Source organism: Geodermatophilus sp. SYSU D01045, from assembly GCF_054050295.1.
In genome coordinates, this window is sequence record NZ_JBJGZB010000002.1 from 80,793 (window position 1) to 107,133 (window position 26,341).

Consider the following 26,341-nt stretch of genomic DNA (forward strand, 5'->3'; position numbering starts at 1 on the left):
TCGCCGGCAACCCCAGCGCAGTCACCCGGACGGGTGCCTCGTGCGCGGTCGGTGTCACTGCACGTCTTCTGATGGGTGTGGGGCAGGGGCACGCACGCCTCCGGCGCGGAAGACCCCGATCACGGCCGCCGCATGAGACCGTCCCGTCTCGATGTACCGCACCGACGGCTCCCTGGTCCTGAGCCCCACCGACCTGACCCGCCACCAGGCCTGCACGCACCTCACGACGCTCGACCTCGCTGTCGCCGACGGCCGGCTCAAGCCGCTCGCCGAGGGTCCGGGCGACCACGCCGCGCTCATCGCCGACCTCGGCACCGAGCACGAGCTGCGCTACCTCGACGCGCTCGAGGCCGAGGGCCGCAGCGTCGTCTGCATCCCGGCCCGGTTCGACGCCGCGGGCCGCCGCGAGGCCGAGGCGATGACCCTGCAGGCCATGCGCGACGGCGTCGACGTCATCTCGCAGGCCGCGTTCTTCGACGGCGTCTGGGGCGGCGCGGCCGACTTCCTCCTGAAGGTGCCCACCCCCTCGGCGCTGGGGGACTGGTCGTACGAGGTCGCCGACGCCAAGCTCGCCCGCCGCGTCAAGGTGCCCGCGCTGCTGCAGATGGCCACCTACGCCGAGCGGCTCGCCGTCCTCCAGGGCAGGCAGCCCGACCGCGTCTGCGTCGTCACCGGCGACGGCGTCACCAACCCGTGGCGGCTGGTCGACGTCGCCGCCTACGCCCGCCGCGCCCGCGCCCGGCTGACCGCCTTCGTCGCCGACCCGCCGGCCACCGAGCCGGTCCCCGGCCCCTACTGCAGCCAGTGCACGTGGAAGCCCAAGTGCGACGCCGAGCTGCAGGACGCCGACGACCTCAGCCTCGTCGCCGGCATGCGCCGCGACACCCGCGACGCCCTGCGCGCCGCCGGCATCACCACCCTCGAGCAGCTGGCCGACGCCTCGCCCGAGACGCTCAAGGCGACCCGCATCGGCGCGGCCACCCGCACCCGGGTGCAGGAGCAGGCGCGCCAGCAGCTCGACGAGCGCCGCACCGGCGTCCCCAGCCGCACGCTGCTCCCGCCGGTCAAGGACCTCGGCCTGCTGCGGCTGCCCGCGCCCAGTCCCGGCGACCTCTACCTCGACTTCGAGGGCGACCCGCACTCGGCCGACGGCGCGGGCCTGGAGTACCTGGCCGGCGTCGGGCGGCGGGACGGCAGCTTCACCGCGCTGTGGGCCCACGACCCCGCCGCCGAGAAGCAGATGGTCGCCGACCTCATCGGCCTGATCATCGCGGCCTGGGACGCCGACCCCGGCATGCACGTCTACCACTACGCCGCCTACGAGGTCAGCGCGCTGAAGCGGCTGACCGGGCGGTACGGCGTCCGCGAGGCGGAGCTCGACGAGCTGCTGCGCAACGAGCGGTTCGTCGACCTCTATCCCGTCGTCAAGCAGTCGATGCGGATCAGCAAGGGCTCGTACTCGATCAAGAAGGTCGAGGCGTTCTACGGCCGGCAGCACACCGGCGACGTCGCCGACGCGATGAGCAGCGTCATCGCCTACGAGCAGTGGCTCGCCGACCGCGACGACGCCCGCCTGAAGGCGATCGAGGACTACAACAAGGACGACGTCGACTCGACCCGCGAGCTGCACGACTGGCTGGAGACCCAGCGCGAGGAGCTCGAGCGGGAGTTCGGCGGCCAGGACCGCCCACTGGTGTCGGAGGCCACCGGCCCGACCGAGCGGACCGAGTCCGACCTCGCCGAGCTGGCACTGGTCGATCGGCTCAAGGACGCGGGGCACGGCCTGCTCGGCGACCTCGTGCAGTGGCATCGCCGCGAGGCCCGCCCCGGCTGGTGGGAGTACTTCGCCCGCAAGGAGCTCGACGACGACGCACTCGTCGAGGACGGCACCGCGCTCGGCCGGCTGACCGCGCCCGTCGAGGTCGGCCAGGAGAAGCGCTCGAAGCTGTACGAGTACCGCTTCCCGCCGCAGGACACGAAGCTCGCGGTCGGGTCGACGGCGGTCGACGTCGACCAGCGGGTGAGCGTGGGGACCGTCGTCGCGCTGGACGCCGTCGCCGGGCGGGTCGTCGTCAAGACGGCCAAGGCCCCGGCGACCCCGCGCGGGCTCGGGCCCAGCGGCCCGCTCGACGACAAGGGCATGCGCGCGGCCATCGCCGCGACCGCGTCCGATGTCCTCGAGGGGCGCGACTGCCTCGGGCAGGCGCTGCTCGAGCGGCGGGTGCCCGCCGACTGCCGGCGGCTGCCGGACGAGGAGGCCGGTGACGCCGTCGTGCGGCTCGGGCTGCGGCTCGACGGCGAGGTGCTCGCCGTGCAGGGCCCGCCCGGCAGCGGCAAGACGCGGGCGGCGTCGCGGCTGATCCGAGCGCTGCTCGACGCCGGCAAGAAGGTCGGCGTCACGGCGACCTCGCACGCCGTCATCGGCAACGTGCTGTCCGCCGTCGGCCGGCCGGCGCTGCAGAAGTGCGAGGAGAAGCAGGCCTGCGGCGCGCCGGGCGTGGAGTGGTCGCGGGACGGTAAGGAGGTCGCCTCGCGGCTCCTGGACGGCGACGTGTCGCTGGTCGGCGGGACGGCGTGGTTCTGGACGCAGCCCGATCTCGCCGAGGCCGTCGACGTGCTCGTCGTCGACGAGGCGGGGCAGTTCTCGCTGGCCAACGCGGTGGCGGTCGCGCGTGCGGCCAGGTCCCTCGTGCTCCTCGGCGACCCGCAGCAGCTGGCCCAGCCGACGCAGGGCGTGCACCCCGGCGACTCGGGGCTGTCGGCGCTGGAGCACCTGCTCGAGGGGCACCCGACCGTGCCGGTCGGGCGGGGCGTCTTCCTCGACACGACCTACCGGATGCACCCGGCGCTGACCGCGTTCGTGTCCGACCTCGCGTACGAGGGCCGGCTGGAGTCGGCGCCGCTGCGGGAGCGGATCACGGTGCGGCCGGGCGGGCTGGTGTCCGGGGCCGGGCTGGCGGTGCGGTACGTGGAGCACACGGTGGCCGCGTCGGCGTCCTCGATGGAGGAGGCAGCCGAGGTCGCCGCGGTCTGGGAGTCGCTGCAGGGCGTCGGCTGGGTGGACGCCGAGGGCGCCGAGCGGCCGATCGGCCCGGACGACGTGCTCGTCGTCGCGCCGTACAACAACCAGGTGGCGCTGATCCGCTCGCTGCTGCCCGACGGGGCGCGCGTCGGGACGGTCGACCGGTTCCAGGGGCAGGAGGCGCCGGTCGTCGTCTACTCGACGACATCGACGTCGGCCGACGAGGCGCCGCGCGGGGTGTCGTTCCTCTACGACCTCAACCGGCTCAACGTGGCGGTGTCGCGGGCGAAGGCGCTGGCGGTGGTGGTGATGAGCCCGCTGCTGCTCGACGCCGCGGTCCGGACGCCGGAGCAACTGCGCCAGGTCAACGCCATGTGCCGCCTGGCCGAGATGGCCGGTGTCTGACACCGCGGAGCTCGCCGCCCTGGTCGGCGTGGCGCCCGACGTGCTGGTGCGGGCGCTGGGTGACGGCTGGAGCAAGGTGCCCGGGCCGCCGCACGAGCGGTGGTTCGTGAGCGGGCAGCCGGCGCAGGTCGCGGTCGGCTGGGACGGGTTCGGCTTCACGCTGGCCCGTCCCGAGCCGCGCTGGTCCGGGCACGATCTCGTGTGGGAGTTCGCCGCCGACCGCCGGTTCTCGTCCGACGAGGTGCTCTACGAGCGCGCGGAGCTGGCCGAGGCGGCCGAGGAGGTCGCCCGCAAGCGGCGGCGGACCTTCCGCTGGTGCCCCGTGTGCCGGCAGGTCAACGCCCGTGAGCACGTACACGACAACACCGGGCTGTGCACGACCTGCGCCGAGCAGCACCTCGGCGTCCGGTACTGAACCGACGCGGGGGTCGATCGCCCTCAGCGGTTCCTCGTGAGGTGACTGGGGCGGCCGGGGGAGACGTGCCAGACCGTGCCACCGGGTCCCACGGCGCCCGGGGATCCGTCCTTAGCGTCGTCCCGAGTCCGCGCCCACGCGGGCCGGAGCGGACAGGAGCACCATGGCCGAGCAGTTGCGTCCCGACATCGCCGCCGCGGCGGCGCGCATGTCGTCGACGATGGGCAGGAAGAAGGAGATCCGCGGGCTCGCCGCCCACCTGTGGCCGGGTGAGCGCGTCGAAGCCCTCGCTCCTGCCGTCCTCGGGACCAGCCAGGGCCTGCTCGCGCTCACGGACCGCCGCGTCCTCTTCGTCCGCGACGGGTGGGGTGGTTCGAGCATCGACGAGTACCCCCTGCTGCGCCTCGGCTCGATCCTGTGGGACGCCGGTGTCCTGACGGGGAAGCTGACCGTGCAGGACGGCGGGCGCAAGGTCACCTACACGTCCGTGCCGAAGGCGGACGGCGGCCCCTTCGTGGACCGGGTCCGCTCCACGGTCAGTGCGCTGCTCGTGCCGCCGGCGCAGGCAGTTCCGGCAGACCCGTTCGTCAAGCAGGCGCCCGCCCCGGCTCCGCAGCCGGGCGCTGCCGGTGACGGCGGCTTCCCCGCGGTCGTCGAGCAGTTGCGCCAGCTGGCCGAGCTGCGGGACGCGGGCGTCATCACCATCGCGGACTTCGAGGCCAAGAAGGCCGAACTCCTGGCGCGGATCTGACGTCGTGACGGACAGCGTCATCTCCCCCGTCCGGTCGGACGACCCGGTCACCCGACGCGAGCGCCGGCGGCAGTCGGACTTCCGGGAGCAGGTCCTCGGCCTGCCGGCCGGGACGCGGAAGGGCCAGCCGCTCGGCAACTACCTCCGCGAGGAGCACGGCGACCACAACTTCCTCTCACCCGAGGCAGCGCGGTACGCCCGCGCACGCGCCAAGGTCGTGCGCGAGGAGGGTGGGCAGCTCGAGCGGTCGCAGCTGTTCACCAACATGCTCAGCTCGATGCCGCTGGCGTTCAGCGTCTTCGGCCACCTGCGCGCCCACCGCGACGAGGCCGCGACCGTCCTCGGGCGTCTCCTCCACCTGCCGGTGAGGGGCTTCGACAGGGTCAAGCTCGGGCAGCGCGTCATCGACGGCATCGAGTGCGAGTGGGCTCCCGACCGCCGCGAGCACCTGCAGGACGGGTCGGCTTTCGACGCCGTGGTGGCAGCCCGGCTGGCGGACGGCGCCCGGCTGCTCGTCGCCGTCGAGACCAAGTACGTGGACAGCTTCAGCCGGGACGCCAAGGACGACGCAAAGGACAGGAAGTACCGCGGGTTCTGTGAGAACTTCGGCATGGCCGACGGCGCCTTCGACCGCCTCGGCGGGTACCCGACACGGCAGCTGTTGCGCAACGTCCTGCTCACCGAGAGCGTGCGCCGCGGCGGCTCCGCGGGTGGTCCGGTGTGGGACGCGGCGGTGACGCTGGTCCTCGCCCGGGACGACGACGAGGGTGCCCGCGACGTGGCGAGCCGGCTAAACGCCGATCGCGGATCCCTGCCGACGCGCGTGCTCTTCCGCGGGCACGGCGAGCTCGCGGACGCCGCCGCTGCGGTGCCGGCGCTGAGCGACTGCGCAGCGCTCTTCCGCCGTCGCTACCTGCCCTGATTCATGCGGCGGGGGCGAGCAGAGGTGGCCGGACGGAGATCTCGGTGCCGTCCGGTCGGTAGGTGCGCCAGACCCCGGTCGGTTGTCGTTCCACCCGGAAGCCGTGGTGCACCTTCGTGTGGTGGCGTTCGCACAGCAGTGCCGAGTTCTCCAGGCTGGTCTCGCCGCCGTCGATCCAGTGCACCAGGTGGTGTACGTCGCACCACCAGGTCGGCGCCCCGCAGCCGGCGAACACGCACCCGCCGTCCCGGAGCTCGGCGGCGCGGCGCAGGTGACGGTCGGCCAGCCGCCGCTCCCGCCCCAGGTCCAGCGGCACCCCGTCGGCCCCGAACACCACCCGGGAGATCATGCCGTCGCAGGCCAGCCACCGGGCGCGGGCGGCGGAGATGGTCACTCCCGAGCCCAGCGTGGCGGCGTTGCGATCGGTGCCCGGAGCGGCCAGGTCAGCGAGGTCGATCCGCGCCACCACGTGCGGCTTGTGCCCGCGCAGCAGCGGCAGGCTCCCGGCCGCCAGCACGTTGTCGATGACCTGGACCAGCGCATCCCCGAGGCGCTGGGCACGGGTGCGGTCGTCCCCGGCGGGGCGGTCGGCCTGCACGTGCGCCTCCAGCGCGGTCTGCAGCTTCTCCCCGCCGACCGCGTCCAAGTGCCCGCGGATGGAGAGCGAGCCGTCGGCGTGCCTGGCCAGCGTCAGTGACCGGCCCTCGGTCGGGTCGGGTTCCGGCCCGTCGGGATCCAGGTCGTTGCAGTAGTGCTGCACCACCTGGACCAGATCGGCGTGCTCGCGCTCGACGGCGACGCCGGTGAGCACCGCGTCGATCACCGCCAGGTCCACGCCCTGCTCGAGAGCCGAGGCCAGCCGCTCGGGGGTCACCACCCGCGCCGCGACCGCGACCTGCTCGGCGGACACCAGACCCGTCTCGTGTGCCTCGGCGAGCGCCGGCAGGTGCTCCAGGGCGCGCCCGTTGCGCACCAGCCGAGAGGCCTCCACCGTCGACAGCCGGCAGTGCCCGCGCAGCCACGAGACCATCGACCTCAGCCCGTCCCGCTCCGGCGCCTGCTGGATCTCCGCCTCGCGAACCAGGCAGGTCAGACGGGCGTCCTCGCGGTTGCGCCGGGCGACCGCAGCGGCGACGTCGTCGAGGACGTCCCCGCTCTCCAGGTCACCCGAACACATGATCGAAGTCTAGTCGATCCGGCAGTCTCGTGCAGCACGAACCCCCAGGTCAGAAGCCCAAAAATGGTGGCTGGCCACCGACCGCTCCGGCCACCACAGCGGCCGCTGCATGACCGGCCCGGACGGCGTCCAGCACGGACGCACCCGCGCGCCAGCCGGTCAGCAGCCCGGCCGCGAACGCATCGCCGCAGCCCGTCGTGTCGCAGAGCCCACCTGCGGGCAGCCGCTCGACCGGCACCTCCACCGTGCCCGCCACCGTGACGACCCGAGTCGGGGCAGCGCCGGCGTGTGCCAGCACCAGCGGCGGCGCCCAGGCGGGCCGGTCGCCGTCCAGACCCAGGGCGCTGGCCTCGGCGGCGTTGCAGCAGAGCACGTCCGGACGCAGCCCGGTGAGCAGGTCGGCGTAGGCACCCACGCCGTGGGCAGAGATCCGGGCGGCAGCGGCGACGTCCACGCTCACCGGCACCCCGAGGTCGTGCGCCGTGTCGGCGGCGGCCCGCACCGCGTCGGGGAAGCGCAGCAGGTCGTAGCCGTCGAGGTGGACGACGGCCGCGCCGGCGAACCACTCCCGGCGGACGTCGGCCGGCTCCAGGCCGCCCTCCCCGCGGTCGGTCAGCACCGTGCGCTCGCCGTCGGGGTGCACGAGCACCGTCGCCAGCGGCGCGCGGCCGCGGCGGACCACCGCGATCTCGACGCCGCGCCCGGCGAGACCGGCCAGCAGCCCGTCGGCGAGCGGGTCGGCGCCGGCCCAGCCCGCGAGCCGCGCGGGCGCACCCAGGCGGGCCACGCCGGCGGTGACGTTGGCGGGCGCGCCGCCGGCCGTCGTCGTCCGCCCGACGCGCTGCTGGCCGCCGATCACCAGGGGTGCGGAGAGCACGAGCAGCTGGTCGGCGACGAGCTTGCCGACCGCCACCACCGGACCGGAGCCGGCCGGCCGCGGCCAGGGGGGATCGGCGGCGGTCACCACCCGAGGATGGGTCGGTGCCCCCGGCCGGGCGAGCCGGCCGGGGGCACCGTTCCGTGCGTCAGGCGACGCGGCGCGCGCCCGCGAACTCCGGCATCGAGTCCAGGTCGACCACGGCCACCGGCTTGCCGGCGGTCGAGGCGTGGACCATCTGGCCGTTGCCGATGTACATGCCCACGTGCGACACGGGGCTGTAGAAGAACACCAGGTCACCCGGCTGGAGGTCGGCCTTCGCCACCGGGGTGCCGAACGTCGACTGGGCCTTCGAGGTGCGCGGGATCGAGACGCCCGCCGCCTGGTAGGAGTAGCTGGTCAGGCCCGAGCAGTCGAAGCTGTCGGGGCCGGTCGCGCCGTAGACGTAGCGGTCACCGACCTGCGCGAGGGCGGTGTCGACGGCCGTCTGGGCCGCCCCGTTGGGAGCGGGCGCCGGTGCGGCGGCGACCGTCCCGGTACCGCCGCCGCCCGTGGAGGCCGACGCCGGCAGGGGGGACAGGGCGATGCCGGCTCCGGCGATGGCCGCGACGGCGATGCCGCGGAACGAGCGACGGGCGGTGGACGTGCGTGCAGTCGTCATCGACGACGGTTCTCCTGTTCTCCGCGATCGCCTACCGGGTTAGCTGACGGGTTCGGACGGAGGAGTCGCCCGGCGCGACGGAGCGCGCTTCACCCCAGTGCTCACGTGGGTCCCCGGCCCGGTGCCGGCTGAGTTGCCGGCGTCCGGTTCGGCGTGTCCGGCGGGTGTCACACAGGGGGCGTGACGGTGGGTCCCGGCCGGACCGCGACGACGGTAGGGACGGGGGTTGCAGCACTCAACCGGGCCGGAGTCGCGCCACGCCCGGACGCCGGTCGCGGACTTGACGCGGGCAGCGGATCCGAATCGCCCGCCTCACCAGGACCGGAGCCGGCGCCCCCGCCGTGCGAGATCCGGAGGGACGGCGCCGACACGCCGCGGCGGAGGAGAAAGGAGCCGGCGGTGTGCCCGTACAGCCCGTCAACGACCCGCCACGACCGGATCGGGGGACACAGCCGGGATCGCGACGGTTGCGCCGCCCGTTGTCGGGGCACCCGATGCAGTAACCGAGAGGAGGGAGCCCCCCATGGGGATGATGAGGAACCTGATCGCCTCGGGCGTCGCCGCCAAGGTCGTCCAGGAGCTCCGGAAGCCGCAGAACCAGGCCAAGATCAAGCAGTTCGTCCGCGACTTCCAGGCCAAGAACGCAAAGGGCGGCAAGGGCCAGTCCGGTCGCGGCTACTGACCCGCGGTCCCGATCGATCGCGGCCCCCGTCCCGGCCCGGGACGGGGGCCGCGGCGTGTCCGGGGAGACCGGCGGGGCGACGGGGGCGTCCCGTGACCGTTCCGCGACGACGCCGTCCCGGATGTCCCGGGGACCGGCGTCCCCCCGTGGCACGCTCCCGCGGTTCCTCCCGCGACAGCGGTGCCGCCGCGCCCGCCGCGGGTCCCTCCAGCACGACGGGGTGTCCCGATGACCCGACCGCCGCCCGGCCAGCCCTGGCAGCCGCCGCAGGGCCCGCTGCCCGGATTCCTCCCCCCGCCTCCGGAGGAGAAGGAGACGCCGGTCTACCTGCGTCCCTGGTTCGCCGTCCTCGCGCTGGTCCTCGTCGTGGGCACCATCGGCGCCGCGCTCGGTGGCGGCGACGACGACGAGCCGGCGACCGTGGCCGCGAGCACCACCACGGTCACCGAGACCGTGACCGCCACGCCGAGCCCGCAGCCGGCCGTCCCGCCCGTCTCCAGCGCCCCGCCGCCGGCCGTCGCGCCGAGCACCACCGCGACCCTGACCACGTCGGCCGCGCCGGTGGTCGACTTCGCCATGCCGTCGGTGGTCGGGATGACCCTGCAGGACGCCCAGGACCTGATCCAGACCCACGGCGTCTTCCTCAGCCTGTCCCACGACCTGCTCGACACGCGCAACCAGGTGCTCGACGCCAACTGGAAGGTCTGCACGCAGAACGTCCCGGCCGGCCAGCGGGTCACCGGCGACGTCGAGGGCGCCATCGACCTCGGCGTCGTGAAGCTCGAGGAGAGCTGCCCCTGACCACCCGTCCCCGAGCGGACGGCGACCGCCCGAGCCGTGTCCGGGGCGGCGGGACGGGTACCCCGTGCTCCGACCGGGGCGAGCCCAGCCGTCCGGTCGGAGCACGGCTGAGGAGGTCCGCGATGACCCAGGGTCCGCCGAACGGCGGCTCCGACGGCCGCACCGACGACCACGTGCTGCCGGGTGAGCACCCCGACGAGAACGGCGTCGCCGACGACGCACCCGAGCAGGGACCCCGCGCTGCCCAGGGACCCATGGGGAGCGGAGACCGCCCCGGCTTCCCCGGCGCCGCCGAGGGCACCGGGATGGGCCGGGCGGAGGACTGAACCGGCGCGTGTCCGCGCTCCGGGGTCACAGTGGCCCCGGAGCGCGGGCACGCTCCGCCCTAGGCCCGCGCGGCCGCCGCGGGACCCAGCGGAACCAGGTCGGGGCCGGCGACGATCGGTGCGGTCACCGTGCCGATCCGCTCGACGGTCACCGCGACCTCCACGCCCGGCCGCAGCCACGGGTGCCGCTCCTCGCCGTGCAGCGACCGCAGCTCCAGCAGGCACCCGGTCCCGACCGTGCCGCTGCCGACGACGTCACCGGGCCGCAGCTCGGTGCCGCGCGAGGCGTAGGCGAGCATCTGCCCGAACGACCAGCGGATGTCGGCCCAGTTGCCGCCGCCCTGCTCGACGCCGTCGACCGCGGCCACCATCCGCAGCGCGTAGCCGGCACCCGAGCGGTACGGCTCGAGCTCGTCGGGCGTCACCAGGACCGGGCCGAGCGTCGTCGCGCCGTCCTTGCCCTTGGCCGGGCCGAGGCCGACCTGGGACTCCACGCCCTGCACGTCGCGAGCGCTCCAGTCGACGAACACCGTGTAGCCGGCGATCGCGGCCTCGGCCTGCTCCGGCGTGAGGTCCGACCCGCCCCGGCCGACGACCGCGGCGACCTCCACCTCGTAGTCGAACGCCGCCGAGCCGGGGGAGACCGGCACCGGCTCGCCGGTCCCGCGCACCGCCGCGGGGTTGGTGAAGTAGAAGACCGGCTGCTGGAACCAGACCGGCGAGACCTCCCGGCCGAACGCGGCGGCGGCGTTGCGCGCGTGCTGCTCGAAGGACAGGAAGTCGCGCACCGACGGCGGCCGCGGCACCGGCGCGCGCAGCACCAGCCCCTCCTCCGGCACCACCTCGGCCGGGGTGCGCTCCGCCGCCAAGGCGAGGTCGGGCAGCAGGTCGACCAGTGCGGCGTCGAACCCGTGCACCTGCCCGTCGCGCAGCAGCCCGGCCCGCTCCGCGCCGTCCGACGGCGACACGTAGGTGACCCAGCGCATCAGCTCTCCTCCCTCACGCCCGGCAGCCGATGGGGGCGCCGTGGAACGCCACCATGTCCGGCCAGATGTCGGCCAGCGGCAGCCGCTCGCCCGGCGGCCGGCCGTCGAGCTCGGCGTAGGCCCGGTGCAGGTTGCCGACCAGCCGCTCGGACTCCTGCCACCCGGTGTAGGGGTTGTCGGCGTGCCGCCGCGCGGTCTCCAGCGGCGACCACCCGGCCGCGTGCCCCTCGCGCGCGGTCGCGGCGACGAAGGCGGCGTAGCCGGCCAGCTCGTCGAGCAGCCGGGGGACCTCGTCGCCGCGGCACACCGGGCCGTGCCCGGGCACCAGCACGTCGGGTTGCAGCGCGCGCAGCGCCTCGACCGCCCGCGGGTAGCCGGCCACGCTGCCCTCGGCGAGGAACGGCTGGCCCCCGGCGAAGGCGATGTCCCCGGCGAAGGCCACCCGCTCCGCCGGCAGCCAGACGACGACGTCGCCGCGGGTGTGCGCCGGCCCGACCGCGTGCAGCTCCACCGCCCGCTCGCCGAGGTGCAGCGTCAGCCCGCCGGTGAACGTCAGGTCGGGCGGGCGCACCTCCAGATGCCCGTAGTCCGGGCCGGTGAGCACCTGCGCGGCCAGCAGCCCGGCGGCGAGCTGGTCCTCCCGCGCGTGCACGTGCCCGACGACCGGGGTGTCGGCGGGCACCAGCCAGTTGCTGAAGGTGTGGTCGCCGTGGTGGTGGGTGTTCACCAGCGCCCGCAGCCGGCCCGGCGCCACCGACCCGACGGCCGCCAGCAGCGCGCGGTTGCGGGCCTCGGTCGAGGTGGTGTCCACCATCAGCCCCGTGCCGTCGTCGCCGGTGACGACGCCGGTGTTGTTGATCATCCAGCTGCCGTCGGGCTGCACGTAGGCGAAGACCCCCGGCGCCACCTGCTCGAGCGCCGCGGCCTCGATCGACGTCGTCACGCCGTCACTCTGCTGGAGCCCAGGTGGCACGGAAAGTCGGCGGGCTCCTCGGGTGGGTGCTCCGGGGGGGGGCGGGGGGGGGGGGGGCGCGCGGCTGGGGGGGCCCCCCCCCCCCCGGCCGCCCCCCCCCCCCCCCCCGCGGCAGGGGACTCAGTCGCCCTTGACGTTCACCACCTGGCGCAGCGTGTGCCGGACCTCGACCAGGTCGGCGGCGTCGGCCATGACGACGTCGATGTCCTTGTACGCCTCGGGGTGCTCGTCGAGGAACGCGTCCGAGCGGCCCCAGGCGATGCCCGCCATCCGCCGGTCGAGGTCGGCCCGGCTGAACCGCTTGCGGGCGGCCGACCGGGAGAACGCCCGCCCGGCACCGTGCGGCGCCGAGGTCAGCGACGCGGCGTCGCCCCTCCCGACGACGACGTAGGACGCCGCGCCCATCGAGCCGGGGATGAGCCCCCACTGCCCCCGGCGCGCGGCGATCGCGCCCTTGCGGGACAGCCACACCTCCCGGCCGTAGTGGGTCTCCCGCTCGGTGTAGTTGTGGTGGCACTGGACCACCTGCTCGCGCCGGACCTCCTCGGTCAGGAACCGCGACACCTGGTCGGCGACGCGGTCCATCATCTCCTCGCGGTTGAGCGCGGCGAACCGCTGCGCCCAGTGCAGCGCCTCGATGTACGCGTCGAACTCCGGCTCGCCCTCCTCCAGGTAGGCGAGGTCGCGGTCGGGGACGGCGACGCCGCGGGCCCGCGTGCGCTCCTGCGCCACCCGGATGTGCGTGGACGCCAGCTTGTTGCCGACGCCGCGCGAGCCCGAGTGCAGGAACAGCCACACCCGGTCGGCCTCGTCGAGGGACACCTCGATGAAGTGGTTGCCCGAGCCGAGCGAGCCGAGCTGCAGCGGCCAGTCGCGCACGACGCCGTCGGCCTGGTCCGCGCCCGGCAGTGCGCGGAGCTCCTCGATCCGCGGCGCGGCCGTCTCGCGCACCTTCCGGTTGGCGCGGCCGGCCGACAGCGGCACGGCGCGGGCGATCTGCTCGTGCAGCACGGCGAGGTTGCGGCCGCGGACGTCGTCGCCGGTGAACTGGGTGCGCACGGCCATCATCCCGCAGCCGATGTCCACCCCGACCGCCGCCGGGATGATCGCGCCGTCGGTCGGGATGACCGAGCCGACGGTCGCGCCCAGCCCCAGGTGGGCGTCGGGCATCAGCGCCACGTGCGGGTGGATGAACGGGAGCGAGGCGGTGCGCTCGGCCTGCTCGCGGGTCGCGTCCTCGAGGATCGACGCCCAGCTGAGCAGGCGCTCGCTGATCTCCTCCATGGTCCTTTCCGTCTCCAGGGATGGCGGCAGAAATGGCCGTCTCTGCCGTTCGGGCCGGGGCAGTCAACGCGCTCGGCTCGCGCGGCGCGACCGGATTACCCGGGGACCCCACCGCGGGGAACTCCCTCGGTTTCCGGGCGTCGCGGCACTAGCCTCGGCACCCTCGCGCGACCACCCGCCGTGGCGCGCGCGGCCCCCGTCCGCGCCGCGGTGCCCGTCCACCGACCGAGGGGAGACCGACGTGACGACGACGATCGACGCCGCCGAGCTGGCCGAGCGGTACCTGCGGGGCTGGAACGACCACGACGGGGACGCGGTCGCTGCGACCTTTGCGGAAGGCGGGACCTACGTGGACCCGAACCTGCCGGAGCCCCTTCCGAAGGTGGCCATCGCCGGATACGTCGCCGCCTTGGTCACAGCCATGCCGGACCTGGCCTTCGTCATCGAGGACATCGGCTCCGATGGCTCTCGCGTCTACGCGCGGTGGCGGCTGCAGGGCACCTGGAGCGGGCCGATGCCGGGGTTGCCGGAGCCGACCGGTGGCCGGTGCGACCTCCCGGGCATCGACGTCATCGAAGTCGGCGCGGACGGCGTCACGCGGGTCGTCGGCTACTTCGACCAAAAGACCTTCGCCGAGCAGCTCGGACTGCGCGCGGACCTCGTCCGAGGCTGAGCCGCGGAGGAGGGCCTCCCGGGCCGCCGGCACCGGCGGTCCGGGAATCCGGCGTGCCGTTTCCGTTCCGCGGGGCCCGGGCAGCCCTCGTGCGACCGCTGGACCCGACAGTGAGGACGCGCGCGATGCAGGTCGGACTGAAGCTCGCCACCGAGGCCTTCCCGCCCGAGGAGATCGTCCGCCAGACGGTGCGGGCCGAGGAGGCGGGCTTCGACTTCGTCGAGATGAGCGACCACTACCACCCGTGGCTCGACGTCCAGGGGCACAGCGGCTTCACCTGGTCGATGCTCGGCGCGATGGCCGCGAAGACCGAGCGGATCGGCCTGGTCACCGGCGTGACGTGCCCGATCATCCGGTACCACCCCGCGGTCATCGCCCAGGCCGCGGCGACGGTGCAGATCCTCGCCGAGGGCCGGTTCACCCTCGGCATCGGCGCCGGTGAGCGGCTCAATGAGCACGTCGTCGGCACCGGCTGGCCGGCGGTGCACGTGCGGCACGAGATGCTCCGCGAGGCGCTGCAGATCATCCGGCAGCTGTGGCAGGGCGGCTACCAGACCTTCGAGGGCAAGTACCTGCAGCTCGAGGACGCCCGGGTCTTCGACCTGCCCGACGAGCTCCCGGTGATCGCGGTGGCCAGCGGCGGGCCCAACGCCTCGCAGCTGGCCGCCGAGTACGGCGACGGGCTGTTCGCCACCGAGCCGCGCGAGGACCTGGTCGGTGCCTTCCGCGACGCCGGCGGGAAGGGCCCGCTCTACGCCGAGGTGCCGATGGCGTGGGCGCAGGACGAGGAGTCCGCCGTCCAGGAGGCGCTGAGGACCAGCCGCTGGGCGCTCACCGGTTGGAAGGTCATGAGCGAGCTCCCCAACCCGGTCAACTTCGACGCCGCCAGCCAGACGGTGAAGGAGGACGACATCCGGGGCCAGTTCTCCGTCGGGCCGGACCTCGAGAAGCACCTGCAGCAGGCGCAGCCCTACGTCGACGCCGGCTTCGACCACCTCGTCCTGCAGAACGTCGGCCCGGACCCCGACGGGTTCATCGACGCCTGCGCCGGCGGGCTCGTCGAGCGGGTGAGGGAGCTGACGCCCTCGGCGTGACAGCCCTCGTCAGGACACCGTCCCTGCCGGGTTCCGCAACGGACCTGCCAGGGTGCGCGGCGGGCGGGGGAGCAGGGCCCGACGGCGGTCCCGGCGGCGGCACACTCGCCGACCGTGACCGCCTCCCTCCCCGCCCTGCCCGACACCGCCGCCTGCCTCCTCGCGCGGGAGGTGGTGCAGGAGTTCAGCTCACCGGCGCTGGTGAACCACTGCCTGCGCTCCTACCTCTGGGCCGCCGACCACGCCCACCGGCACGGCACCGCCTTTGACGAGGAGCTGCTGTTCGTCGCCGCGATGGTCCACGACCTCGGCCTGGTGCCGGTCTTCGACAGCGCGACCCTGCCGTTCGAGGAGGCCGGCGGGGCGGTCGGCTGGGTGTTCGCCGCGGGCGCGGGCTGGCCGGCCGCGCGGCGGCGCCGGGTCGCGGAGATCGTCGTCGCGCACATGGCGCCGGAGGTCGACGTCGCCGCCGACCCCGAGGGGCACCTGCTGGAGCTGGCCACCGGCCTCGACATCTCCGGCCGCGACCCGGACGCCTGGCCCGCGGACCTGCGCGCCGCCGTCCTCGCCGAGTACCCGCGGCTGGGCCTCATCGGCGAGTTCGTCGCCTGCTTCGAGGACCAGGCCCGCCGCAAGCCGGACTCGCTCGCCGGGCGGTTCTCCGCGAACGGCTTCGCCGCCCGGGCGCGGGCCAACTCCCTCGACGCGTAGTCGTGCTCTGCACACGGGTGTGTGCAGAGCACGAGCGTCCGCGGGAGAGGACGGCCTAGGGCCGGTTGCGGTCGAGCAGGCGCAGCGACGGGCGGGTGGTCAGCCGCTTCTCCAGGCTGACGCAGTGCCGGCCGTCGGGGTCGCGGCGGAAGTCCAGCCGGTCGACCAGCGCCTGCATGAGCGTGAGCCCCGCACCGCGCTCGCCGTCGAGACCGGCCCGGGCGACCGCCTCCTCGGGGTCGAAGCCGGTGCCGTCGTCGACCACGGTGATCCGGCACAGCGCCCGGTCGATCTCCACCGACACCTGGTACTCGGCGTGGTCCCCGGCGTGCTGGACGACGTTCGCGCAGGCCTCGGTGAGCGCGAGCGTCGTCTCCTCCACGACGGCCCGCTCGATCCGCAGGTGGTCGAGCGCCTGCCGGCACAGGCCGCGGACGAAGGGCACGCTGTCGACGTCGACGGGCAGCCGGACGGTGAACGCGATGTCCATGCCGAGCCCCCTCCCGTGACGGCGCGTACGCTCCTCGGGTCCGTTCCGAGTTCCGAGGGAGCCCCATCGTGCTGTTCGCCGTCGACCGCGTGGCGGTGCACGGGCGGCCCGCGCTGAGGGTACGCGGTGAACTGGACATCGCGACGGTGGATCGGCTGGCGCAGTGCGTCGAGGCCGAGCTGTCCCGCTCGCCGCGGGCCCTAGTGGTCGACCTGACCGACACGACCTTCCTGGACTCCTCCGGCGCCCGCCAGCTCGCCCGCACCGCCCGGGCCGCCGCCGCGGCCGGCACCGCGCTGCAGGTGGTCTGCCCGCGGGAGAACACGCCGGTCCGGCTGGTCATCGACCTGCTGGAGCTGTCCCGCCTGGTGCCGGTGGTCGAGGCGGCGAGCCTGACCGACGGGGAGGTCGGGTCGTAGGGTCGGCCGCGATGACCGCGACCGAGAGCCCCGCCGCGCACCCGCCGTCCCCGGCTCCCGACCCGCTCCGCCGCACGGTCGACGACGAGGCGCTCGCCCGCTGCGCGGAGGAGCCGATCGCGGTCCCCGGGGCGATCCAGCCGCACGGCGCGCTGCTCGCCGTCACCGAGCCCGACCTCGCCGTCGTCGTCGCCTCGGCCAACGCCGCCGACGTCCTCGGCACCGACCCCACCGGCCGCACGCTGGCCGACCTGCTCACCCCCGCCGAGCTCGACCGGCTGCGGGCGGCGCTGGCCGGGGACCTCGCCGAGGCCGACCCGCTGCGGGTGGCGCCGGGCGGCAGCGAGCTGGACCTGGTCCTGTCCCGCAGCGGCGACCTGCTGGTCACCGAGTGGGAGCCGGTCGCCGGCGCCGAGCAGGCCGGCGCGGCCTGGCACCGGCGGCTGCCGACGGTGCTGCAGCGGCTGTCCGCGCCGACGTCGCTGGAGGGGCTGACCGCGGTCCTGGCCCGCGAGGTGCGGGCGCTGACCGGCTTCGACCGGGTGATGGTCTACCGCTTCGACGCCGAGTGGAACGGCGAGGTGGTCGCCGAGGACCGGCGGGCGGACCTCGAGCCCTTCCTCGGCCTGCACTACCCGGCGAGTGACATCCCCGCCCAGGCCCGCGCCCTCTACGCGACCAACTGGATGCGGCTGATCCCCGACGCCACCTACACGCCGGTGCCGCTGGAGCCGCCGCTGGTGCCGGGGACGGGGCGGCCGCTGGACCTGTCCGGCGCGATGCTGCGCAGCGTCTCGCCGGTGCACCTGGAGTACCTGGCCAACATGGGCGTCACCGCGTCGATGTCGGTGTCGCTCGTCGACCGCGGGAAGCTCTGGGGTCTGATCTCCTGCCACGGCTACAGCGGCGCGCACCGCCCCTCCTACGCCGACCGCACCGCCGCGGAGTTCCTCGGCCGCACCGCCTCGCTGCTGCTGCACACCACCGTCGAGGCCGGCGAGCGCGATCGGGTGGTCGCCGTCGCGCAGCGGGAGGCGGAGCTGGTGTCGGCGATCGGCCGCACGCCGCGCACCCCCGCCGCCGCGCTCGTCGACGGCGACCTCACCGCGCTCGACCTGCTGCCCGTCGCCGGCGCCGCGGTCCGCCTCGACGGGCGGCTGCACCTGCTCGGGCGCACCCCGCCGGCCGACCGGGTCGCCGCCGTCGTCCCCGCGGTGCTGCGGGCCGGCGGCGCGACCGACCGGCTCACCCTCGCGCTGCCCGGCTTCGCCGACCTCGCCGAGGACGCCAGCGGCGTGCTCGCCGTCGAGGTCGGCGGCGGGCGCGGCGACTTCCTCGCCTGGTTCCGCCCCGAGACCCCGCGCGAGGTCAGCTGGGGCGGCGACCCGCACACGTCGAAGGTCACCGACGGGCGGCTGTCCCCGCGCCGGTCGTTCACCCGCTGGACCGAGACCGTGCGCGGCACCGCCCGCCCGTGGCACGAGCACGAGGTCGCCGCCGCCCGCGCACTGGCCGGCCACCTCGGCGCGGCTGTGCTCGCCCGCGCCGGCGAGGACGACCGGCTGTCGGCCGCGCTGCAGCGCACCCTGCTGCTCGAGGAGCTGCCCAAGGTGCCCGGCGTCGCTCTCGGCGCGCGGTACCGGCCCAGCGAGGCCGACGTCGTCGGCGGCGACTGGTACGACCTGGTGCCGCTGCCCAGCGGCCGGCTGGCCGTGGTGCTCGGCGACGTCGCCGGGCACGGCCTGACCGCCGCGTCGGTGACCGCCCAGCTGCGGCACGCGTTGCGCGCCGCGCTGCTGCGCGACGAGGGCCCCGCCGCGGCGCTGGCCGAGCTCAACCGCCTGGTCGCCGCGCTGCTGCCAGGGGAGATGGCGACCGCCCTGGTCGTGCAGCTGGACCCGGTCAGCGGCGCGCTGGCGCTGGCCAACGCCGGGCACCTGCCCGCCGTGCACGCCCACGACGGCGCCGCGCGGCTGGTCGCCGACGGCCGCGGGCCGGCGCTCGGCCTGCTCGACGACGCCGACTACCCCGAGGTGGGGTTGCGGCTGGACGCCGGCGACCGGTTGCTGCTCTACAGCGACGGGCTGGTCGAGCGGCGCGACCGCCCGCTGCCCGAGGGCCTGGAGGCGGTGCGCGCGGCGGTGGCCACGCTGGCCGGGGAGCCGCAGGAGGTCGTGGACGGCGTCGTCGCGGCACTGGACCCGGCGGGCACCGACGACGTCACCGTGGTGGGGCTGGCCCGGGTCTAGCCCAGCCCTCCGCCGCGCACGAGGTAGCGGTAGGCCGGGGAGTCCGGCGCCAGGTGCTGGATGCGCAGCGGGCTGGCGGCGATCCGGTCGAGCAGGCCGGGCAGCGCGGCGGCGGTGCCCAGCTCGATGCCGGTGAGCGCGGCGCCGGTCTCCCGGTTGTCCCGCTTGACGTACTCGAACAGCACGATGTCGTCGTCGGGGCCGAGCACGTCGTCGAGGAAGCGGCGCAGCGCGCCGGGCTCCTGCGGGAACTCGACGAGGAAGTAGTGCTTGAGCCCCTGGTGGACCAGGGAGCGCTCGATGACCTCGGCGTACCGGCTGACGTCGTTGTTGCCGCCCGACAGCACGCAGACCACCGTCTGCCCCGGCTCGACCGGCACGGTGCCGCCGGTGAGCGCGGCGGGGGCCAGGGCGCCCGCGGGCTCGGCGATGATCCCGTCGACCTGGTAGAGGTCGAGCATCTCGGTGCAGACCTGCCCCTCGGGGACGGCGACCAGCTCGGCGCCGCAGTCGCGCACCAGGGGATGGGTGACCCTGCCGGCCCGCCGGACCGCGGCGCCGTCGACGAAGGTGTCGATCTCCGGCAGCTCGACCGGCCGCCCGGCGGCCAGGGCCGCGGCCATGCTCGCCGCGCCCGCCGGCTCCACCCCGACCAGCCGGGTGCCGGGACTCGCCTGGGCGAGCCAGGTGCCGCAGCCGGCCAGCAGCCCGCCGCCGCCGAGCGGCAGGACGACGACGTCGGGCGCGTGGCCGCCGAGCTGGTCGAGCACCTCCACCGCGACGGTCGCCTGCCCGACGACGACCGGCCAGGCGTCGAAGGCCGGGACCAGCGTGGCGCCGCTGGTGCGGGCGTGCGCCGCGGCGGCGGCCGCGGCGTCGTCGTAGGTGTCGCCGGTGACGACCAGCTCGACCGTGTCCCCGCCGAGGGCCCGGATGCGGGTGCGCTTCTGCCGCGGCGTCGTGCCGGGCACGAAGACGGCGCCGCGCACGCCGAGCGCCCGGCAGGCGTACGCGACGCCCTGGCCGTGGTTGCCGGCGCTCGCGCACACCACGCCGGCGGCGCGGGCGGCGTCGTCGAGCCGGCTGATCGTGTTGTACGCGCCGCGCACCTTGTACGAGCGGCCGACCTGCAGGTCCTCGCGCTTGAGCCACACGTCGGCGCCGGTGAGCGTGGACAGCCGCTCGTTGCGCTGCAGCGGCGTGCGCTCGGCGACCCCGGCGAGCCGGCCGACGGCGTCCCGCACGTCGGCGGCGAAGTCCCGGATCGCGGTCGCCTCGGTCGTCCCGGCGGTGCTCACGGTGCCCCATCCTGCCCGCGGCCGGGGGTGCTCCTGCGGACGGTCGTGCTCTGCCCCGCCCGTGGGGGCAGAGCACGAGGACCCGCAGAACAGGTCGGCTAGGCGGTGAGGCGACCGTCGTCGCCCACGGTGACGCGGCCGGCGGCGGTGACCCGGGCCAGCGCCTCGGCGAGCAGCGGGGCCAGCGACGGCGTGCGGCGGCGGTAGCCGAACACCTCGGCGGTGCGCAGGAACAGCTCGTCCTGGGTCAGCCCGCCCGACGTGCGGCACAGGGCGACCATCGCGTTGCCGACCTCCTGCACCGGCACCTGCTCGAGCGGGCGCGCGGTGCTGGTGGCCTGGCGGCGGAACGCGGTCCAGGTCTCCCGGTCCAGCGTGTCCGGCCAGACGACCTCGCCGTCGAGGGCACCCGCGGGCAGCAGGGCCAGCAGCGCGTCGCGGCGGGCCTCGCTCACCCGGGTCAGCCCGAACGCGCCGGCGGCCAGCCGGACGAGGCGGTCGCGGTGCACCGGCCCCTCGGCCTTGACCCCGGCGGTCAGGACCCGCTTCACGAGGCGGGCGTTGCGCGGGTCGGCCAGGTTGTCGAGGACCTTGCGGTCGCCCGCGGGCTTGGGCGCCCACGCGCGGAACCGCTGCTCCGGCGAGGGAGCGGGCTCCTCGACGGGGTCGGGGACGACGGTCAGCGGCACCGGCGTCACCGGCGTCGTCACCACCGGCGCCTCGACCGGCGCGTGCCGCGGCACCGGCAGCGCGGTCACCGCGGCCGACACCATCGAGCGCAGCGTCGGCAGTCCGCGGCCCTCCGGCTCGGCGGCGGGCTCCGGCTCGGGCTCGGGATCCGGCTCCGCCTCGGCGGCGGGGTGCTCGGCGACGCGGAGCTCGACGACGGGGGCCGGGACGTCGTCCACCACGGCCGGCGCGGCGGCCGGGGCAGCGGGCGCCGGCCCGGGGACCGCGGCCACCGCGGCGACGATGCGGTCGAGGACGGCGTCGCGGTCGCGCAGCCACGAGGGCAGCCACACCCGCTCGACCACGGGCCAGCCGAGCATCCCCGACAGCACCTCGACCGGGAGGCCGTCGCGGTCGCCGACGGTGCGCCGGCGCGCCCACTCGGGGCCGTCGAGCAGCACCGCCACGACCGGGCTCTCCGGCGCCGAAGCCCGGGCCACGGACAGGTCGACGCGGAACTCCGACAGGCCGACGTCGGTGCGCACCGCCAGCCCCCGCTCGCGCAGCGCCGCGGCGATCTCCTCGCGGTGCCGGTCGGGCACCGACGGCCGCCGCGCCTCACGGGGCAGCGCGTCGGTGCCGAGCGCGGCCAGGTCGAGGTAGGCGCGCAGGTGCTTGATGCCCAGCGACGAGGTCTGCTCCGCGCGCAGCGCCGACGGGTCGAAGGAGGAGAACACGACGACCTGCCGCCGGGCGCGGGTGATCGCCACGTTGAGCCGGCGCTCGCCGCCCACCCGGTTGAGCGGGCCGAAGTTCAGCGGCAGCACGCCGCGGTCGTCGGGGCTGAAGCCGGTGGAGAACAGCACGACGTCGCGCTCGTCGCCCTGCACGTTCTCCAGGTTCTTGACGAACAGGCCCTCGCCGTCGGTGCGGTCCAGCGCCTCGGTCAGCCGCTCGTCGCCGGCGTCGCGCAGCAGCGACTCGATGTAGGCGCGCTGCTGGGCGTTGAAGGTCACCACGCCGATCGACGGCACCGCTGTGGCATCTCCGCCCGTACCCGCGTCGAAGCGGCGGCGGACCTCGGCGACGACGGCCTTGGCCTCCATCGGGTTGGTCCGCAGCAGCCGGCCGGCGCCGGAGCGGTGGAAGGTGCCCTGCACCCGGACCAGCGAGATGCCGCGGCCGTCGACGTCGGGCGAGGGGCGCCCATGGGTGGGCGCCGGGAACGACGACAGCCGGTTCTCGTAGTAGTGCGCGTTGCTGAACGCGATCAGCGACTCGTCCTGGCTGCGGTAGTGCCAGGACAGCCAGTGCCGCGGCACCCGCGCCTGCACGCACTCGGAGAGGATCGACTCCTCGTCCTCGACGGCGGTGCCGAGCAGCTCGGCGAGCTCGTCGTCGAGGACCGACACCGGCTCGGCGAACGACGTCGGCGGCATCTGCTCGCTGTCCCCGACGACCACGGCGGCCCTGGCCCGGCCCAGCGCGCCGACGGCGTCGGCGACGCGGATCTGCGAGGCCTCGTCGAAGACCACCAGGTCGAACAGCCCGGCCTTGGCGGGGAAGAACCGCGCCACCGAGTCGGGGCTGACCAGCACGCACGGCATGACCGCGGTGACCAGGTCGCCGTACTCGGCCAGCAGCGCGCGCACGCCCGGCCCGCGGCGGGAGCGGCCGAGCTCGCGCTGCAGCGCGCCGAGCCGGTCGCCGGCGTCGCGGAGGTCCCGGCCGGCCAGCACCTCGGCCGGCAGCGCGGCGGCCAGGTGCCGGCGCACCGCCCGGGAGGCGGCGGTGAACCGGGTGATCGCCTTGCCGTGCGCGGCCTCGTCGAAGCCGTCCAGCCCGGTGGCGGCGCGGCGCTCGGCCGTCGACGCGGCGGCCAGGCCGTGCTCGAAGGCGCGCGGGGCGTCCTCGGCGGGCAGCCGGCCGGACACCAGCGCGGCGCGGGCCTCGGTCAGCCCGGCGGCGCGCAGCGGCTCGAGGGTGTCGAGGAACTCCGCCCACCGGCGCAGCGAGATCAGCCCGCTGTGCTCGACGCCGCGCTCGGGGCGGGTCATCGCCCAGCGCAGCACCACGCCGTCGTCCCCGCACCAGGCGGCCAGCGCGGCCGGGGTGCTGGAGCAGACCCGCAGCAGGGCGTCGAGCCCGTCGCGCAGCCGGACGACGGCGGCGGCCGCGGCGGCGTCCGGCCCGGGCCCGGCGACGACGTAGCGGCGCAGCGCGACGGCGAACTCGCGGGCGCTGTCGACGACCGCGCCGGCGCGGCGCAGCCAGGCGACCTGCCCGTCGAGCAGCGTGGGTTCCAGCAGCGGGTTCCAGCCGGCCGGCACCGACAGCCCCGGGATCACCGAGGCGCGGGCGGCGATGCCGGCGGCGGCGGTCTGCAGCCGCCACAGCGACGCGGTGAGCTCGGCGACGTCGCGCAGCTTGACCGTCACGCCCGGGCGCAGCACCGGCGCGAGCTGCGCCCGCACCGCGCGCAGCCCCTGCCGGCGGGCCCACCAGCGGGCGGCCTGCGCGGTCTGGGCGGCGACGTAGAGGTCGGCCAGCGGCAGCGCCAGCGCCTCGGAGGTCGCCAGCTCCAGCCCCGGGTGGACCGCGGAGGTGAACGCGGCGACCTCGCCGAGCACCGTCGTCGTCGCGGTCGTCCAGCGCTCGGTCGGCACCTCGTCGAGGACGTCGAGACCCGCCGCGGGACCGGACAGCAGGTGGGCGAGGTCGTCGAGGTCGCCGGGGGTGCGCACCTCGCGCAGCGCCCGCGCCAGGTGCTCCTCGGCCGGCAGCGCGCGCATGGCGGCGTCGACCTCGGCGGCGGCGGCCTGGGCGGCGCGCAGGTCGACCCGCGCGGTGTCGACGAACGCCCACGGGTGCCGCGGGGAGGGGCGGACCAGGTCGGCGACGTCGGGCAGCAGCGCCAGCGCGCGGCGCACCTCGGCCAGCGTCGCGGCGGACGCGGCGGCGGCGAAGGTCTGCGGTACCGGCAGCTGCGGGACGTCGTCGCCGAGCGCGAGCTGCGCCGTCCGCGCGGAGTAGTAGGACAGCCCGGCGGCGTTCGGCGCGTGCAGCCGGTCGGCGTAGCGGGCCAGGGTGCGGCGGGCGGCGCGCAGGTCGTCGCCGTCGGCGGCCAGGCCCTGCTCGTCGACGGCGACGGCGTGGTCCAGCGCCGCGCGCACCCGGGCGCGGACCTCCGCGGCGCGGGCGCCCCGGTCGTGCAGGTCGAGGGCGAACGGGCCCATGCCGACCGCCTCGAGCCGGCGGGCGACGACGTCGAGCGCGGCCCGCTTCTCGGCCACGAACAGCACCCGCTTGCCATCGGCGACCGCGCGGGTGAGCAGGTTGGTGATGGTCTGCGACTTGCCGGTGCCGGGCGGGCCCTCGAGCACGAACGTGCGCCCGGCGACGCCCTCGGCCACCGCGCGCAGCTGCGAGGCGTCGGCCGGGACGGGGCAGCGGGCGGCCAGCTCGTCGAGGTCGACGTCGGCGGCCGTGGCCGGCACCGGGTCGGTGAACGCCTCGGTCGGGGCGTGCACGAGGTGGTGCACCAGCGGGTTGGCGGTCAGCTCGGCCCAGTGCTCGTCGAGGTCACGCCACAGCCGGTACTTGGCGAACTGCAGGACGGCGAGGTCGGCGGTGGCCTCGACGCGGTACGGCAGCCCGGCGTCGGCCAGCGCCTGGCGGACGGCGGTCAGCGCGGTGTCGACGTCGATGCCCTCGCCGTCCAGCCCCGGCACGGTCAGCCCGTGCACCTGGCGCAGCTTCTCCAGCAGGCACCAGTTGGGGCTGGCGGCGGAGGACTCGTCGGCGGTGAGCCGGTAGGCGCCGGTGCGGCCGGCGGGGGAGAGGACCACCGGCAGCAGCACCAGCGGCGAGCGCAGCGAGCGGCCGTCGAGCTCCCAGGCCAGGCTGCCGATGGCGACGTGGAGGTTGTTGGCGCCGGTCTCCTCGCGGACGGTCCGCGCCCGGTGCGCCAGCCCGCGCAGCCGCGGCAGGTAGCCGCCCTCGGTGACGTCGGCGTGCACGGTGCGGCGGTCGACCAGCGCCTCGCCGAGCAGGCCGACCGGCAGCTCGCGGGCCGAGCGCACGCCGCGCTCGACGTGCACGGCGGCCAGCCGGTCGCCCGGCAGCAGGGTGAGGGCGTCGTCGCCGGTGAGCAGGTCCGCCAGGCCCGCGAGGTAGGCGTCCGGGACGACCAGCGGCAGGCCGGCGCCCTCGGTGTAGTTGATCAGCCGGTTGCGCAGGCTGAGGTCGAGCAGGCTGTTCTTCCACTGCTGCACCCGCGGCGGCACGCCCGGGCGGCCGCCGGCGACCGGGGCGGCGTGCCGGCCGGACGGGCGGGCGGCGGGGTCGTGCTCGGCGGCGCGGTACTCGATGACCTGCACCGAGCCGTCCGGGCCGCGGGTGCGGGCGGGCAGCGGCAGGATGCCGTCGCGGCGGGCGCGGTGGACATCGGTGACGCCGACGACGCGGTCGAGGGTGCCGGGCAGCCAGGCGTCGTAGGCGGCGCGGTGCAGCCGGTCGGCGTCGGGCTCCTCGGCGCTGCGGCTGGTCAGCAGCGTCGTCTCCACCAGCCGCACCAGGCCGAGGTCGACCAGGTTGACCAGCGGCGCGACGTCGGTGGTGGCCGCGCTCTCGGCGGTGCGCTCCTCGCGCCAGTAGCCGAGGAAGGCGTGCCCCTCGGCCACCCACAGCAGCGGCCGGACGCCGGCGGCCTCGAGGGCGGCGGCGAGCACGACGACGGTGTCCAGGCAGGTGCCCACCCGGCCGTCGAGGACGTCGCCGGGGGTGCGCACCTTCTGGCCGATGTCGGCCCAGCTGGCGGGGGGCTCGCTGTAGCGGATGCCGCGGGCCCGCATGGCGGCGGCGATCGAGGCGACGATCGCGTCGACCCGCTCGGGGCCGGCCTGGTAGCCCTGCACCGACGGGTCGCCGGTGCGCTCCTCGAGCACCGCGGCGGCCTCGGCCAGCAGCGCGGTGACCGCGGGGTGGTTGGGCAGCACGTGCGCGGCGAGCATCTCCAGCGCCAGCGGCACGGGGGTGGCCAGCCACTGGCTGGCGGCGAGCACCTGCACCGGGACGGCGGTGCCGGCGACGTCCACGCCGTCCACGGCGACGTCGATCTCGATCGACCCGGGCCGCTGCTCCTCGATCTGCAGCATCGCGGCGGGGTCCATGACCAGGCCGACGTCACTGAGCACGGTGGTGGTGCCGGCGTCGAGGTCGACCAGCAGCTCGACCGGGTTGCCGATGGGGCCCTCGGCGTCCTGGACGCCCAGGCGCACGGTGGCGCCGCGGACCGCCGCGCCGTGGTTGGTGAACGCCAGCCGCGACACGACCGGGACGCGGTTGTGCGCGAGGGCGTAGGAGAGCACCGGCGTGCTGGTGGCCGAGATCGCCACGGCAGCCCGGACCCCGTCGTGCGGATGCGGGCGGGTGTCCGTGGTGCTCATGGCGTCCTG

General features: G+C 75.7%; 21 protein-coding genes and 1 riboswitch. Of the genes, 12 read left to right on the forward strand and 9 right to left on the reverse strand.

What is annotated here, in order from left to right:
* Positions 1-151: 151 nt before the first annotated feature.
* The 4 genes from ACI798_RS02170 to ACI798_RS02185 all read left to right on the forward strand — a co-directional run bounded on the left by ACI798_RS02170 (position 152) and on the right by ACI798_RS02185 (position 5,515).
* Positions 152-3,427 (forward strand): TM0106 family RecB-like putative nuclease, encoded by a 3,276-nt coding sequence (locus ACI798_RS02170; protein WP_457047097.1) that lies wholly within the window; start codon positions 152-154, stop codon positions 3,425-3,427.
* The gene (locus tag ACI798_RS02175) at positions 3,420-3,842 is read left to right on the forward strand and encodes a hypothetical protein (protein WP_457047098.1); all 423 of its coding nucleotides are present in this window, start codon (positions 3,420-3,422) and stop codon (positions 3,840-3,842) included. The genes ACI798_RS02170 and ACI798_RS02175 overlap by 8 nt, the downstream gene beginning before the upstream one ends.
* Before the next feature lie 163 nt (positions 3,843-4,005).
* The gene (locus ACI798_RS02180) at positions 4,006-4,593 is read left to right on the forward strand and encodes an SHOCT domain-containing protein (protein WP_457047099.1); all 588 of its coding nucleotides are present in this window, start codon (positions 4,006-4,008) and stop codon (positions 4,591-4,593) included.
* A gap of 4 nt (positions 4,594-4,597) precedes the next feature.
* Positions 4,598-5,515 (forward strand): PGN_0703 family putative restriction endonuclease, encoded by a 918-nt coding sequence (locus tag ACI798_RS02185; protein ID WP_457047100.1) that lies wholly within the window; start codon positions 4,598-4,600, stop codon positions 5,513-5,515.
* A 1-nt stretch (position 5,516) separates the two neighbouring features.
* Here ACI798_RS02185 and ACI798_RS02190 read toward each other — a convergent pair whose 3' ends face one another.
* From ACI798_RS02190 to ACI798_RS02200, 3 genes are all read right to left on the reverse strand, one after another.
* Complete coding sequence (locus tag ACI798_RS02190; RefSeq protein WP_457047101.1) at positions 5,517-6,692, reverse strand: DUF222 domain-containing protein; 1,176 nt, start codon at positions 6,690-6,692, stop codon at positions 5,517-5,519.
* A gap of 49 nt (positions 6,693-6,741) precedes the next feature.
* Positions 6,742-7,656 (reverse strand): carbohydrate kinase family protein, encoded by a 915-nt coding sequence (locus tag ACI798_RS02195; RefSeq protein WP_457047102.1) that lies wholly within the window; start codon positions 7,654-7,656, stop codon positions 6,742-6,744.
* Between the two features lie 61 nt (positions 7,657-7,717).
* On the reverse strand, positions 7,718-8,230 hold the full coding sequence (locus ACI798_RS02200; RefSeq protein WP_457047103.1) for a C40 family peptidase: 513 nt from the start codon (positions 8,228-8,230) through the stop codon (positions 7,718-7,720).
* A gap of 12 nt (positions 8,231-8,242) precedes the next feature.
* Positions 8,243-8,394: riboswitch (cyclic di-AMP (ydaO/yuaA leader) on the reverse strand.
* A 359-nt stretch (positions 8,395-8,753) separates the two neighbouring features.
* Here ACI798_RS02200 and ACI798_RS02205 point away from each other — a divergent pair.
* From ACI798_RS02205 to ACI798_RS02215, 3 genes are all read left to right on the forward strand, one after another.
* Positions 8,754-8,912, forward strand: a complete 159-nt coding sequence (locus tag ACI798_RS02205) for a hypothetical protein (RefSeq protein WP_456939684.1) — start codon at positions 8,754-8,756, stop codon at positions 8,910-8,912.
* Between the two features lie 228 nt (positions 8,913-9,140).
* Positions 9,141-9,713: a hypothetical protein gene (locus ACI798_RS02210; protein ID WP_457047104.1), complete on the forward strand. Its 573-nt coding sequence runs from the start codon at positions 9,141-9,143 to the stop codon at positions 9,711-9,713.
* A 122-nt stretch (positions 9,714-9,835) separates the two neighbouring features.
* Positions 9,836-10,039, forward strand: a complete 204-nt coding sequence (locus tag ACI798_RS02215; protein ID WP_456939686.1) for a hypothetical protein — start codon at positions 9,836-9,838, stop codon at positions 10,037-10,039.
* 59 nt (positions 10,040-10,098) lie between these two features.
* Here the strand turns inward: ACI798_RS02215 and ACI798_RS02220 are convergent, their stop codons facing one another.
* The 3 genes from ACI798_RS02220 to ACI798_RS02230 form a co-directional block, all read right to left on the reverse strand.
* On the reverse strand, positions 10,099-11,025 hold the full coding sequence (locus ACI798_RS02220; RefSeq protein WP_457047105.1) for a fumarylacetoacetate hydrolase family protein: 927 nt from the start codon (positions 11,023-11,025) through the stop codon (positions 10,099-10,101).
* A 13-nt stretch (positions 11,026-11,038) separates the two neighbouring features.
* Complete coding sequence (locus tag ACI798_RS02225) at positions 11,039-11,968, reverse strand: MBL fold metallo-hydrolase (protein ID WP_457047106.1); 930 nt, start codon at positions 11,966-11,968, stop codon at positions 11,039-11,041.
* Between the two features lie 150 nt (positions 11,969-12,118).
* Positions 12,119-13,282 carry an RtcB family protein gene (locus ACI798_RS02230; RefSeq protein ID WP_457047107.1) on the reverse strand — a complete coding sequence of 388 codons (1,164 nt, stop codon included), beginning with the start codon at positions 13,280-13,282 and terminating at the stop codon, positions 12,119-12,121.
* Between the two features lie 241 nt (positions 13,283-13,523).
* Here ACI798_RS02230 and ACI798_RS02235 point away from each other — a divergent pair, with 241 nt between their 5' ends.
* The 3 genes from ACI798_RS02235 to ACI798_RS02245 all read left to right on the forward strand — a co-directional run bounded on the left by ACI798_RS02235 (position 13,524) and on the right by ACI798_RS02245 (position 15,760).
* The gene (locus tag ACI798_RS02235; RefSeq protein WP_457047108.1) at positions 13,524-13,955 is read left to right on the forward strand and encodes an ester cyclase; all 432 of its coding nucleotides are present in this window, start codon (positions 13,524-13,526) and stop codon (positions 13,953-13,955) included.
* A gap of 125 nt (positions 13,956-14,080) precedes the next feature.
* A complete protein-coding gene (locus ACI798_RS02240; RefSeq protein ID WP_457047109.1) occupies positions 14,081-15,049 on the forward strand; it encodes a TIGR03557 family F420-dependent LLM class oxidoreductase in 969 nt (322 codons plus the stop codon).
* A gap of 114 nt (positions 15,050-15,163) precedes the next feature.
* Positions 15,164-15,760, forward strand: coding sequence for an HD domain-containing protein (locus ACI798_RS02245; RefSeq protein ID WP_457047110.1), 597 nt, complete (start codon positions 15,164-15,166; stop codon positions 15,758-15,760).
* Between the two features lie 55 nt (positions 15,761-15,815).
* Here the strand turns inward: ACI798_RS02245 and ACI798_RS02250 are convergent, their stop codons facing one another.
* Entirely contained in the window at positions 15,816-16,250 is a 435-nt protein-coding gene (locus tag ACI798_RS02250; protein ID WP_456939693.1) for an ATP-binding protein, read from the reverse strand.
* 68 nt (positions 16,251-16,318) lie between these two features.
* On the opposite strand from ACI798_RS02250, the gene ACI798_RS02255 reads away from it, so the two are divergent.
* Positions 16,319-16,669, forward strand: coding sequence for an STAS domain-containing protein (locus ACI798_RS02255; protein WP_456939694.1), 351 nt, complete (start codon positions 16,319-16,321; stop codon positions 16,667-16,669).
* A gap of 11 nt (positions 16,670-16,680) precedes the next feature.
* Entirely contained in the window at positions 16,681-18,918 is a 2,238-nt protein-coding gene (locus tag ACI798_RS02260; protein WP_456939695.1) for a SpoIIE family protein phosphatase, read from the forward strand.
* Here the strand turns inward: ACI798_RS02260 and ilvA are convergent.
* On the reverse strand, positions 18,915-20,216 hold the full coding sequence (gene ilvA, locus ACI798_RS02265; RefSeq protein ID WP_457047111.1) for a threonine ammonia-lyase IlvA: 1,302 nt from the start codon (positions 20,214-20,216) through the stop codon (positions 18,915-18,917). The genes ACI798_RS02260 and ilvA overlap by 4 nt on opposite strands.
* A gap of 98 nt (positions 20,217-20,314) precedes the next feature.
* Positions 20,315-26,332 carry a DUF4011 domain-containing protein gene (locus tag ACI798_RS02270; RefSeq protein ID WP_457047112.1) on the reverse strand — a complete coding sequence of 2,006 codons (6,018 nt, stop codon included), beginning with the start codon at positions 26,330-26,332 and terminating at the stop codon, positions 20,315-20,317.
* Positions 26,333-26,341 lie beyond the last annotated feature (9 nt).